The sequence below is a fragment of the Streptomyces sp. NPDC000878 genome, assembly GCF_053599695.1.
Genome location: NZ_JBSFMT010000053.1, coordinates 61304 through 74340, shown reverse-complemented (window position 1 = coordinate 74340; position 13037 = coordinate 61304). Strand labels below are relative to the sequence as shown.

Annotated in this window: 6 protein-coding genes; 3 read left to right on the top strand and 3 right to left on the bottom strand. The window is 72.1% G+C overall.

What is annotated here, in order from left to right; genetic code table 11:
* Positions 1-101 precede the first annotated feature (101 nt).
* Both ACWDR4_RS34790 and ACWDR4_RS34785 read right to left on the bottom strand, forming a co-directional pair.
* Positions 102-1679 carry a sodium:solute symporter family protein gene (locus tag ACWDR4_RS34790; protein ID WP_450414343.1) on the bottom strand — a complete coding sequence of 526 codons (1578 nt, stop codon included), beginning with the start codon at positions 1677-1679 and terminating at the stop codon, positions 102-104.
* Between the two features lie 186 nt (positions 1680-1865).
* Entirely contained in the window at positions 1866-2651 is a 786-nt protein-coding gene (locus ACWDR4_RS34785) for an SDR family oxidoreductase (protein WP_450414342.1), read from the bottom strand.
* Positions 2652-2753: 102 nt separating this feature from the next.
* On the opposite strand from ACWDR4_RS34785, the gene ACWDR4_RS34780 reads away from it, so the two are divergent.
* Positions 2754-3623, top strand: a complete 870-nt coding sequence (locus tag ACWDR4_RS34780) for a hypothetical protein (protein ID WP_450414340.1) — start codon at positions 2754-2756, stop codon at positions 3621-3623.
* 46 nt (positions 3624-3669) lie between these two features.
* On the opposite strand, the gene ACWDR4_RS34775 is transcribed toward ACWDR4_RS34780, so the two are convergent.
* Positions 3670-6555: a helix-turn-helix transcriptional regulator gene (locus ACWDR4_RS34775; protein ID WP_450414347.1), complete on the bottom strand. Its 2886-nt coding sequence runs from the start codon at positions 6553-6555 to the stop codon at positions 3670-3672.
* Positions 6556-7020: 465 nt separating this feature from the next.
* Here ACWDR4_RS34775 and ACWDR4_RS34770 point away from each other — a divergent pair, with 465 nt between their 5' ends.
* Together ACWDR4_RS34770 and ACWDR4_RS34765 are read left to right on the top strand one after the other, a co-directional pair.
* Positions 7021-7887, top strand: coding sequence for a DUF4132 domain-containing protein (locus ACWDR4_RS34770; RefSeq protein WP_450414338.1), 867 nt, complete (start codon positions 7021-7023; stop codon positions 7885-7887).
* Positions 7884-12800, top strand: coding sequence for a DNA-binding protein (locus tag ACWDR4_RS34765; RefSeq protein WP_450414337.1), 4917 nt, complete (start codon positions 7884-7886; stop codon positions 12798-12800). Before ACWDR4_RS34770 ends, ACWDR4_RS34765 begins: the two co-directional genes overlap by 4 nt.
* The last annotated feature ends 237 nt before the right edge of the window (positions 12801-13037 follow it).

Here is a 13037-nt window from a genome sequence, read left to right as displayed (position 1 = left end):
CCGTCCGGCGTTTGAGGACGAGCGCGTTCAGCGCGATACGGGGGTTCGGGGGCGGAGCCCCCGAGGGATGGGACGGGTAAGGGCGGCGGGGGCGAGGAAACCTAGTCCTTCACCCACCCCTTCCCCGGCACCGAATCCGCCGGCTCCGGAACAGGCACCCGCGCGGCAGCGCTCGCACCGTCGTCCCCGTCCGTGTTCACCGTCTCGATGACCGCCAACCTCTCAGGCGTGTCCTCCGGCCGCAGGAACCCGATCAGGATGTACAGCACCAGCGACACAGCCAGCGGAATCGACACCTGGTACTGGAGCGGCACCCCGCCCTCCACGTTCCAGTTGATCGGATAGTTCACCAGCCAGAAGGCCAGCAGCCCCATCGACCAACTCCCCAGCGCCGCCGTCGGCCCCGACCGCCGGAACGGCCGCAACAGCCCCAGCATCATCGGAATCGCCATCGGCCCCATCAGCCCGGCCACCCACTTGATGACGACGGTGATGATGTCCTTGAACGCCGGCGAATTGACCTGCGTCGCCGCCGCCATCGACAGCCCGAGGAAGACGACCGTCGTCACCCGCGCCGCGACCAGCCCCGACGAGTCCGTCCACGACCGCGCCCGCTTCCAGATCACCGGCGCGCAGTCCCGGGTGAAGACGGCGGCGATGGCGTTCGCGTCGGACGAGCACATGGCCATCGTGTGGGAGAAGAAGCCGACGATGACGAGCCCCAACAGCCCGTGCGGAAGCAGCTGTTCGGTCATCAGGGCGTAGGAGTCGGAACCGTCCGGCTTCTGCGACTCCACCAGCAGCGGAGACATCCACATCGGGAAGAACAGCACCAACGGCCAGACCAGCCACAGCGCCGCCGACAGACGAGCCGACCGCTCCGCTTCCCTCGGGTTGGCCGTCGCCATGTACCGCTGCGCCTGGTTGAGCATGCCGCCGTTGTACTCGAACAGCTTGATGAAGAGGAACGCGAGCAGGAACACCGTGCCGTAGGGGCCCACCAGCGGCTTGCCGTGCCCCTGCAACGCGGGCTCGTCCCAGACCCCGAAGAACCCTCCGTGGTCGTCGAGTTTCATCACCACGGCGATGAACATCGCGATACCGGCGAGGAGTTGGATGACGAACTGCCCCAACTCCGTGAGCGCGTCGGCCCACAGCCCGCCGATCGTGCAGTACACGGCCGTGATCGCACCGGTGATGAGGATGCCCTGGTTGAGGGAGATACCGGTGAAGACGGACAACAGGGTCGCGATCGCGGCCCACTTGGCACCGACGTCCACGATCTTCAGCAGCATCCCGGACCAGGCCAGTGCCTGCTGCGTCTTCAGGTCGTACCGGTTCTTCAGGTACTCCAGCGGGGACGACACATGGAGCCGCGACCGCAGCCGGTTGATGCGCGGCGCGAACAGCTTGGAGCCGATCGCGATGCCGAGGGCGATGGGAAAGGACCAGGTGACGAAGGACGTGACGCCGTACGTGTAGGCGATGCCCGCGTAGCCGGTGAACATCACCGCGCTGTAGCCGGACATGTGGTGGGAGATGCCGGACAGCCACCACGGCATCTTTCCGCCCGCAGTGAAGAAGTCACTGACGTTGTCGACCCGTTTGTGGGACCAGACTCCGATCGCGACCATCACGCCGAAGTAAGCGATGAGCACGGTCCAGTCGAGACCGTTCATGTGCTCCCTCCCAGGGGCGTCGAGCAAAGTCGAGCGGGGGTGTCGAGCGCCCGCTCATCGTCGATTCGCTGGCATGGCAGCGACAACCGCCCGGTGAGTCAAGAGGGAGTAAAAAAGTTCGCGGAACTGACCTCCGTTCATGTCCATGAATGAATGCGCGAGCGGCCGAGAATGGCGGAATAACGGCTACCGCATCAGTTCACCCGCGTTCACCAGCAACGACTGCCCGGTGATGGCCCGAGCCCGCTCCGACGCCAGAAACACCACCGCGTCCGCGACATCCCCGTCCGTGGCCAGCTCGGGCAACGCCATCCGCTCCGTGAGCCGCCGCCGCACCTCGTCCTCCGGCACGCCCTCGCCCCGCGCGGTGAACCGCACGTACGCCTCCACCGGCGGCCCCCACATCCACCCCGGCAGCACGGTGTTGACCCGTATCCGGTGAGGCCCGAGTTCCCGCGCCAACGAGTACATCGCGCTCGTCAGCGCCCCCTTGGAGGCGGCGTACGCGGCCTGCCGCACCTGTGAGGGGGCGGCCACGGCGGACTGCGTACCGATGAACACCACACTCCCGCCCCGCTCCTTCAGCGCCGGCAGACAGGCTCGCGTCATCCGCAGCGTGCCCAGCAGGTTCACGTCGACGACCCGCGCCCAGCTCTCGAAGTCCGCGTCCTCGATCCCCCCGAAGTAGCTGTCCCAGGCGGCGACATGGACGACCCCGTCGATCCGCCCGAACCGCTCGCACGCCAGCCCGGCCAGCGCCCGGCACTGCTCCTCGTCGGTGATGTCGGTCGCCCGGTACGCCGTACGCGCCCCCTCCGGATCCAGCTCGGCGGCGGTCTTCACAAGGTGCGCCTCGGTACGCGCCCCCAGTACGGCGTTCCCCCCGTCCCGCACGACGGCCGCCACGACCTGACGCCCGAGCCCGGCACCGACCCCCGAGACCACCACGGTCTTCCCTGTGAGCAGCGACATCGAAGCCCTCCCCGGTACTGGCGGATTATCTGACGGAGCGTCAGAGTATGGGCGTCCGAAGGAGGAAGGAAGAGCCGGAGAAGAGACGGAAAGGGGAAGACAATGAGCGAAGAGACCCGCAGCGAGGGGACCAGGGCCGAGGACACCCACAGCGCGACGTACGCCCAACTCGCGGCAGTCGGCCCGTACGGAGTCCACCCGGGCCACGCACTCATCACCATGGTCGAACCGCACCCGGGCCACGAGTACGCGTACAACCGCTGGTACGAGGACGACCACTACTACGCCGGCGCGATGGCCATGCCCTGGATGTTCTCCGGGCGCCGCTGGGTCGCGACCCGGGACCTCCAACTCCTGCGCTATCCCGAGAAGTCGGCGATCGCGCAGCCGGTGGCCGCGGGCTGCTACCTCTCCACGTACTGGATCACGGAAGGCCGCTACGCCGACCACATGCGCTGGACCGTGGGCATCAACAAGCGTCTCAACCGCGACGCCCGCGTCTATCACGACCGTACGCACGTCTTCACCGCGTTCCAGGACCACGAGGCGACGGTCTACCGGGACGGTGCCACCGGCCCCCGTGACTTCCACGCGCTGGACCACCCGTACGCGGGGCTGGTGTTGCAGGTGATCGACGCCGAATCCGCGGAAGGGCGGGCGGAGTTGCTGGAGTGGCTGCGCGGCCGGTACCTGCCCAAGCGGCTTGCCGGCTCGCCCGCCGCGATGGTCACCGTCTTCCGCCCGACCCCGCTGCCCGGTGACCGTATGACGTACGTGAAGCAGGTCGAGGGCGTGGACGTACGGCTGACGCTGCTGTGGTTCCTGGAGGCGGATCCACGGGACTGCTGGGAGCCGCATTTCGCGGGACTGGGGGAGGCCGTGCAGGAAGTGCACCTGGGGCGGGTGGAGTTGGTGGCGCCGTTCATACCAACGGCGCCCGGGACGGACCGTTACGTGGACGAGCTGCGGTGAGGCCCCGGGGGCCGAGTACGGTCCGGCCCCGGGGGTGTGGACTGCCTCATCCGATCACGCTGCCGCGGGCCACCAGGGAGGCCAGTGCCGCGCGGGAGGACACGCCCGTCTTGCGGTAGACCCGCGCTATGTGGCCTTCGACGGTGCGTGGGCTGAGGTAGAGCCTGGTGGCGATCGCCTGGCTGGTGAGGCCTTCGGCGACCAGCTCGGCGATCTCCCGCTCGCGAGCGGTCAACTCGGTCAGGCCGCCGATCGGTTCGGATATGCCGGACGGATCCCCGAACACCGCCGGGCGTACCCGCTCGGCCAGGCCGGCCAGCAGTCGTGCTCCGCCTTCCGAGGCCAGGCGGGAGCCCCGGCGCCACATGGCGGCCGCGCGGGGGCCGTCCCCGGCGGCTTTCATGAACGGGGCGCCGAGCAGCAGGGACTGCGCCTCCCGGAGTGTCGCCCCGGATCGCACGCTCTCCGCCGCGGCTTCGTCGAACATCCGGGCCGCCGCAGCTGTGTCGCCGCGCTGCGCCGCGATCTGGGCGAGGCTGCGCAGAGCTGCTCCGCGCTGGGTCGGCAGGCCGAGTTGTTCGGCCTCCTTGCGGGCGCGCTCGGCCCAGCCTTCGGCTTCTTCGACGTCACCGGTGGCGATGGCCGCGGTGGCCAGCAGTTCCAGGTAGCTGGGGCGTGCCGAGTGCCGCAGCCGCCACAGGCCGCTGCCACCGCCGGCGTGCAGCAGGGCGTCCCGCACCCGGTGCGGATCGCCGGCGCTCAGCGCGGTGTGGGCGAGCATGCACCAAGCCAGCGACGCCCACCAGCTGTCGCTCGTAGAGGCCGCGGCCACGGCTTCCTCCGCGCAGGCCAGCGGGCCGGGATCACCCGGAGGACGGGTTTGCAGCATGATCTGGGATCTGAACGCCAGGGCGAAAGCCAGCAGTTCGCCACTGCCCAGCGCCCGCGCGATGGCCTCGGCCTCCTCGACCAGCTCAAGCGCGGTGGTGATCCGGCACGTAGAGAAGTGGATATGGGCCTTGCACGCCAGGATCTGTGGCAACAGGTAGACCTGGCCGGTACGCCGGGCGATCTCCAGCCCTCGGTCCGCGTGCCTCTCGGCGTCGGTGTAGTCCTCCAGGAACGCCTCGGTCCAGCCGAGTATGCACAGGGATTCACACAGGTGGGCGAGGTTGTTGTCGGTCAGCGCGTCCGCGAGCCCGGCCGCGGGTTCGGCGAACCCGCGGGCCGCGGCCATGTCGCCCTCGTATGCCTCGCCCATGGCGGCGATGGCCAGGGCGCGCATCTCACGGATCTCGTCACCGAGAGAACGGGCCATCGTCAGAGCCTCGGCGATCTCCGACCTCACGTCGGGAAAGCGGGCAGCGGCCATCAGCCCGCAGGAGCCCAGTTCGAGGCGGAGATCGATGGTCCGGGAAGGCGGCCGGCCCGGCGACCGGGCCAGTTCGCGGCGCAGCAGCGCCTCGCACTCCGGAAACCGGCCGAGATGACGTTCCATCAGGGAACAGAGGGCGACCGCTGAGGTGCGGACGTCGTCGTCATCCGCACCGGGCATGTCGATCACCCGGTGCAGCAGGTCCCGGCTCTCCTTCAGTCCGCCGCTCACGCCGAGCGCGCGGGCGCGCAGCAGCAACAGTTCGCGGCGTTCGGCGAGGTGTTCCGGGGTGTCCGGCAGAAGTCGCAACACGATGTCCAGCCAGTGGGCGGAGGTGGCCGGAGCGGTCACGGCTGTCTGCTGGGCGGCCTCGGTCAGTACTGTGGCCGCCTGCGGGTCCCAGCGCGTGAGCGACTGTTCGAGGTGATGTGCCCGCTCGACCACGGAGGCACCGGCCCGGGCCAGTTCCGCTCCCGCCCGCCGATGGAGTTCCTCGCGCCGCCAGGGGTTGATGCTCTCGTGGACCAGGGTCCGGATCAGCGGGTGGCGCAGCGTCAGCCGTCGCCCTCCCTGGCTCGAACGGACGAGATCGCGCCGCATCACCTGGTGCAGCGCCTCGATGACGTCGGCGACGTCGGAGTCGGTGAGTGCGCCGATCATGGCGGGAGTGGCATGGTCGCCGAGGACAGCGGCCGCCTCGATGGTCAGGCGCTCCAGCGGGCTCAGCGGCGACAGTTCGTCGAGGAGCAGCGCTCCGAGGCCGTCGGGCAGACCGTCCGGACCGCCGTACGCGGCCAGGGCCGGGGGTGCCGAGGGGTGCGTCCGGGCCGGCCGGGCCCCGCGATGGGCCTGGAGGAGAGCGAGGAAGTACAGGGGGTTGCCCTCACTCGCCGTGTAGAGCTCGGCCGCGTGCGGCTGCGGCAGGTCGCCGGCCAGTTCTTCCACACAGTCTCGTTCGCCGAGCGGCCCCAGAGGGAGCCGTAGCACCGCCCCGGTGTCCACGCCACCGGCCAGCGCGGTGGAGAGCGTTGTCGGCGCCTGACGGTCACGACGTGAGACAACGAGCACCAGCGGGGCCGGTACCGGGTGCCGGACGAGGTGGTCGAGAAGCTCCAGCGACGCCGGGTCGGCCCAGTGCAGGTCGTCCAGTACCACCACCAGACCGGCGCCGCCGATTCGGCCCAGTACAGCTGCGGTCGCCTGGTACAGGCCGAAACGGTCACCCGTACCCGGCCCGCCCGGTCCTTCGATGTCGCCTCGCAGTACCGGGGGGAGTTCCGCCAACGCGGGCAGCGCCCGCAGCGCTCGCGCGTCGAGGTCGGCGAACGCGTCTGCGAACGGCCGGAACGGGCTGTGCCGCTCGTACTCCGTGGCCCGGCCCCGCAGCACGGTCAGCCCCCGGCTGCGAGCCCGCGCACAGAACTCCGCCAGCAGCCGGCTCTTGCCGATGCCCGCCTCGCCGGTGATGTCGACGACCGCCGGACCGCTCTCCCCCAGGCACTCCAGCACCGAGTCCAGCCGACCGAGCTCCGCCGACCTGCTGACGAACGGCGCCATGCCCTCGCGCCGCCAGGACCCGCCATACGCCTCAGCCACCACGAACCCACCCTCGTCCGGGACGGAACGCCGATCTCCGATTTCCGTACATGGGACGTTTGTACAACACGACTGTGACAACGCTGTGAGCCAGGAAGGCGGCATCCCCAGCGCGGAGCGGTCCGCCGTGAGCGTGTGGCCGCTGAAAGCGCGTAATCACATCGCGTAGTTCTACGGTTGTGCGCTCGTGTCCTCGCAGCTTGACTCGCGGCACGCCGGAGTGGTCCTCGCCGGGCGCTCGTCGTACGCCGGCTCCGGAGACACACCTGTCTCAAGGCCGGGCACCAACCGGGCCGTTCCGCGCCGGAGGCTCCACGAGACCGATTGTCGGTGGCGGCCGCTAGCGTTCGGCACATCGTCACAGCGAGACCGGGACGCACCGGCTCGATTGTGCTGATTTCTGGACGGTGTGAGGGGTGGGGACCGGTGGGTTGGCTGTCGGCGGGCGACGGGTACGAGGTCGCTCTGGTGGAGGGTCGGGTGGCCGCGAGGGCCACGGCGGGGCGGGCGGCGGGGCGGCAGCTGAAGTCGCTGCCCAAGGCTGTGCGCGAGCACCCCGAGACGGACCGGCTGCGCCGGTTCGGGGAGTGGCTGGACCGGCACGCGGGGGCGTGCGTGGCGCAGGTGGACGCCTGGATGGTGTCGTCGTTGCCCGTTCCGACCGGGCTGCTGGCCCGGGTGTGGCCGGACGAGGCGTGGCAGTCGGCGCTGCGCGACCTGGCGGTCGTCGGGGACGACCCGGACGAGGTGGGGTTTCTGCGGGACGCGACGGACGCCGGTGAGCTGCGGGTGGTGAACCTGGACGGCGAGACGGTCCGGCTGTCGCCGCGCACGGTCACGCTGCCGCATCCGGTGCTGCTGCCCGACCTGGAGGAGCTGCGGGAGTTCGCGGCGGAGCTGGGCGTGACGCAGCGGGTGGAGCAGATCCACCGGGCCACCTGGTTCAAGCCGGACGGCCTCGCGGAAACGGTCACTGAGATACGGGAGTTCGCGGGCGGAAAATACGACTCGCGGTTCGGGCTGGCCGCGCGGGCCACCTCGCTGGGCCACCGGGTGTCGGGCGGCTACGCGACCTGCCGGGTGCGGGACGCCGGGCGGACCGTCGAGGCGTCGGTGTGGATCGGGGAGCCGTACTGGGACGGGGACACCGAGACCGGCGGCCTGGCCTGGAGCGACGAGGACGGCCGCTCGCTGCGGCCCGCCGAAGTCGGCCCGGTTGCCTGGTCCGAGGGGATGCGCATGGCCGCGGCGCTGTACGCCGGCCGCAAGGTCGAGGAGGGCAAGAGCGCGTGAACGGCACGGAGTTGACGGGGAAGAGTGAGGCCGCCGAGCTTCTGGCGGCCGGGGCCGTGCTGCCGCCGGGTACGGAGGGGGCCGGTGAGCGGGCGGTGCCGCTGACCGCGCGTGCGTACCGGCATCCGGGGCTGGACGGCCGGGTGGTGGTGCGGCTGGTAGCGGCCGAGCTGGGGGCGGCGGAGGATCTGGCCGCCGGTTTCCTCGGGCTGGAGCCGGACGGCGAACCGGCCGGGGTCGGTCTCGGCCTGCGGCAGTCGCTGGGTTTCCCGGAGTGGGTGCTGGTGCACCACCCGCAGGACGGCCACCACGCGCTGGGCGTCGTACCGGAGCTGGACCGGGTGGCCCGGCAGGCGAAGTCCAAGCCGAAGGCGGCGCTGGACGCCTACCTCCTGCTCGCCGGGCAACTGGCCGCCGCCGTACCGCACTTCCTGCCGACCTTCTACGAGCAGGCCGGGCGGGTGTTCCTGGGGGTGGAGAACGCCACGTACGCGGCGCAGATGTTCACCCGCGCCCGCAGGTCCGAGGCCGAACACGGGCTGACGGTCGACGAGGACCGGCTGGACGCGGTGTTCCTGGAGTTCGCGCTCGCCGGGGCGCTGCCGGTGAAGGTGCTGTCGGGGTACGCGAAGGAGCTGGCGGCGCGGGTGCCCGCGCAGGAGGCGTTCCGCCGGTTCCGGCGGCTGTGCGTGCGGCGTACGGCGGGCGGGCTGGCGCCGTCCGCGCAGATGGCGGCCGACCTGCGCAAGCTGGCCAGGGCCGCCGGTCTGGACCCGGTGGCGGAGGAGGGGGCGTATCTGACCGAACTGCTGGCACTGCCCGCCACGTTGCGGGCGGCGGCGGGCTGGTGGAAGGCCCACCGTCCGGCGCTGGTGGCGCTGGCCCGGCGGGAGCCGTCGGTGCGCGGCACGCTGCTGGAGCTGATGCCCTCGAGCGACGACAGGGAACTGCCGGGGCTGTGGCTGGAGGTGCTGGAGGAGTCCGGCGCCACCGCCGGACTCCGCGACGCCGAGCTGCCGGAGGACGAGCGCCCGGCCGACGGAGCCTCGGGCTGGTTCCAACGGTTCCTGACGTTCCGTGGGACCCGGTGGTATCGGCCCGAACGTCTGCCGGGGCTGTACTCGCTGGTGGAGCGGCTGGCCGACGGGCTGCGCACCGAACTCGCCGAGTCCGGAGGGGTGGTGCCGGTCACGGAAGGCGACGTGGACCTGCTGGACCTGCTGCTGTCGCTTGGCCTGCCGGTCGCCGGCCCCGAGGAGAACATCGGCCTGAACCTGGAACACTGGGCGGAGGGCGAGGACCGGCGCGATCTGGTCGCGCTGGAGGCCGACGCCCGCTTCCGGCCCGCGTTCCGGCGCGGGGCCGACCGGTTCGGCAACGACCAGGACGGTCTGCGGGCCCTCCGGGTACTGGCCGCGTCCCCCGGTGGGCGCCCGATGCTGACGGAGTGGGTGCGCGAGGTCGCACGGCAGTTCGCCGCCGTGGGCCTGCCCGAACTGCCCGACGCGCTGGGCCGGTTGACATGGCTGCCGGGCGAGGCCCTGGTTCTGGCGGAGGAGGAGGTGCGCGTCGCCGTCGGCACGGACCTCGCCCCGGTCCTCGTCCGGGTGCTGCGGGCCGGGCTTCTGGACGAACTGTGCTGGCCCGCCTGGGAGGAGGCGGCCGCGGCACTCGTACCGGCGAAGGACATCGACGACCTCGTGGTCGCGGACGCCTGGCCGCATCTGATCACCGCCGGAGCGTCGCAGGTCCGGGTGCTCGGAGCCGAAGGCACCGTCCTCACCCACGACCTGCGGATACCGGCCAACGACCGCCACCGCGACCCGGGCTTCCACTACGTGGACGGCGAACTGCTCGTCTACTGGCAGTCCCGGGAGGCGGACTGGGGGCTGCGCGGCTACTGGCAGCACTCCGCCGACCGCCGGCAGACCATGGAAGGCCCCAGCCCCCGGGGCACCCAGGTGAACTGGCTCGGCAGCCTCGGCGCCCTCACCCTTCCGCTGCCCGGCGGCGGGAGGACCACCGGCGTCGGCGTGCTGCACCGAGGGGACACCGCCGTGCCCGAGGAGCGGCAGGTCATCAGTGACGGGACCTCGCTGTGGGTCTGGGACTGGGACGGGGAGAACCGCGAGACCGCCGGGTGGTACGAGTACGACCCGGCCTCCGGTGAGCGCGGCCGGCAGAGCCTGCCCGGCTTCCTCGCCGACGCGACCCGCACCGCCCCGGCGGGGAGCACCTACGAGTCCGGCTGGGTGCTGCCCGCCCCCGGCGAAGGGCTGCTCGGCTGGCGTGTGGTGAAGCTGCCCGACGGCTCGCTGCGCGGCGAGGACCTCGCGGGGAACGCCGTCACCGTGCCGGCCGACGCCGGACGGCCGAAGCGCGCGCTGCTCTTCCCCGGGGCCGACCGGCCCGTAGCCGTCGTCCGGGGCCCGGGCAGCTACAGCGTCACTCTGATCGACCAGGACGGCGTCGTCACGGCCGTGGCCAAGACGGACAACAAGCCCGGGATGTTCGCGGCGGGCACCCTGGTGCTGCCCCCACTGCGCTACTGGCACTTCCTCCAGCCCCGCGACCCGCAGGGCTCCGAAGCGCTGCGCGGCATCGACCGGGACACGGCGGCGGCGCTGCTGACGGCCGCCGCCGAGGAGGAGAAGCGGGAGAAGGGTGACGAGGCGGGGCCGGAGGTACTGCCCGCCCTGGTCCGTACGCTGCTGCCGCAGGTCGGCCATGACGCGCTGGTGACGGGCATCGTCGCGGTGGTGCGGTTCGCGGCCACCCAGCAGGTCGCGCTGGACGCGGCGACGGCACGGCTCGACCGGGAGCTCGCGGGCGGTCAGCCGGAGGCAGGGCCCATCGGTCCCGCCGACCGGTTGCTCGACGACGCGCTGGGCGGCCTCGGCTTCGTCCGCTCCTGGTACGGCTCCGACGACACCGACCAGGTCTGCCGCCAGCTGCGGTTCGTCGGCCAGGCGCTGCGGGACGCTCCCGAGCCGGCTCCGGCGGTCCGCCTGCACTTCGACGGGCCGGAAGTGCCGTGGGCGAGGCTGGACTGGGATTCCCTGCCCGACCTGCCCGTCGCAGCGGCTTTCCGGGCCGCGGCCGCGACCACCCGGCAGGAGCACCGGGAGGCGTTGGGAGAACTCCTCCGAGAGCTGGACACCCAGGGCCTCGCGGTCGTCGGGCCGGCCCGATGGCGCCGTTTCGAACTGCGTCTCGACAGCAGCCTGTTCACCATGGCCGACGGCAATGAACGGTCCGGGTCCTGGCTACGTCTGCTCCGGTTGAGCGGCGGCGCGTTCCTGGCCTTCGTGGAGCTGGACCGCCAGGACACCGGCAGCTGCGAGTTCACGGCGCTCTTCCACGACCCGGCCGGGCTGTTCGAGGTCCCCGCGCCCTACACCGTGGTGTCCTCGTCCCCGGTCGGCGAGGCCCGGGAGGCGGGCTGGCTCGGGGCGTTCCTGACCGAGCTGGCCGAGCGCGGTCCGGCGCCCTGGTTCCCCGAGGCGGCCGAGGAGTTCGCCCGGCTCACCGGGGCCACCGGGACGATGGCCCGGCTGATCGTGGCCGGTATGCCGCAGGTGGACGTCTACCAGCGGACCTTCCTGCCGACCGAGGCGCGGACCACCATCGGGGTGAAGGTGGCCGATGCCGCCATGGCCAAGGACGAGCTCCGACAGCTCGACCACGAGGTGCGGCGCGCCGTCGTGTCGGCGCTGCTGCCGGCCGAACCGGCCCGGCTGTGGACGGACGGCCCCGACGTGGCCGCCGCCGCGCAGGTCTGGAACGCCGAGGTGGGTCGGCGGGCCGCCGTCCCCGAGGCGCTGCTCGCGGAGGCCGTCCGGGCGGTGAAGACGTACTGGGAACCGAGCCGGGCGCTGCCCGCGCTGCTCGACCCGGCCGCCGAGCCGCAGTTGAGCCGCGACCTGGCCTGGCACGTCAGCGGGGACCGGGTCGTCCCGGTCGACAAGGACGCCACCGGCTTCACCGCCAACGTTCTGACAAGCACTGTCGCCCTGGCCGCCTGGCTGGCCCACCGGCTCCCGGCCGGCGACCCGGTCCGGGCCGCCCTCCCGGCCGCGCTGACCGCCGTACGGGACCGGCTGGCCAACCCCGAGCTGATGCTCGACCTCGGCCGGTACGTCAGCCTGCCCGACTTCCGCAAGGTGGCCGGCGCCCCCACCGAGACCGGCGAGGGCTACGAGCGCTACGGCGCCGTCATCATGGCCACCCACGACGATCAGCCCGCCCCGGGCATCCGCACGGCGCTGCTGGACGCCGCCGGCCAGGACCCGTACCTGCCCGCCCTGCGCACCGACGACGAGGGGCTCTTCCTGGCCGAGGTGGCCCTGCGCACCGCCCACGACCCGCGCTTCGCGGCCCTCCTCGCCGACCCGGGCGACCCGGAGGCCGGGGCGCGGGACAAGGACGGCACGTGGTGGCCGCAGGACCCCGGCCGGTCGGTGCCCGGCCTGGTCGGCGAGGCAGCGAAGGAGTACGGCATCGGCGAGGACGCCGCCGTGCTCTACCTGATGCTGCTGGCGATGCCGGACCCGACCGACCGCAACACCGCCCGCTGGACGGGGTGGCCGCAACATCGAGGCGGGGCTGCCCGGCTCAAGGCGGCCCGCGCCGAACTGGCCGCCACCGACCTGGTCGTCGAGGCCACCCGCACCCGCGCCGGGCGCTCGCTCTTCCTGCCCGGCGGCTGGGTGGACCACAGGGCCCCACACCATCCGCTGGAGCAGTGGAAGTCGCCGCTGTACGACCTGGTCAGCGGTGACAGCGCGGTACTCCGGGTGATCGTGCCCGCCGAACCCGTCGCCGACCTCTACCGCAGGGCCTGGCAGCGGGTCCGGGAAGGCGACGGCCCGCGCTTCCAGGAGCTCAAGGTCCGGCGCGGCCGGCGCCGCTGAGCGCTCCGCGCGAAGTCCGGTGCGCAACGCGTGGGGCGTGGTCGGCCGGGCGCCCGGTTCCCCGCGCCCGTGCGGTGCGCCCACGCCGCTCCCCCGGCCGAACGCCGGGGGAGCGGCCACCCGGGCACCGCACGGGCGCGGCGTCACCGCGAAGCCCGGACGCTCCGCCGCCTTGCCACACACCCGCACCAGAACTGGTCCACCCGCCCGCGCCCACCACATCGACCTGCGACCGAC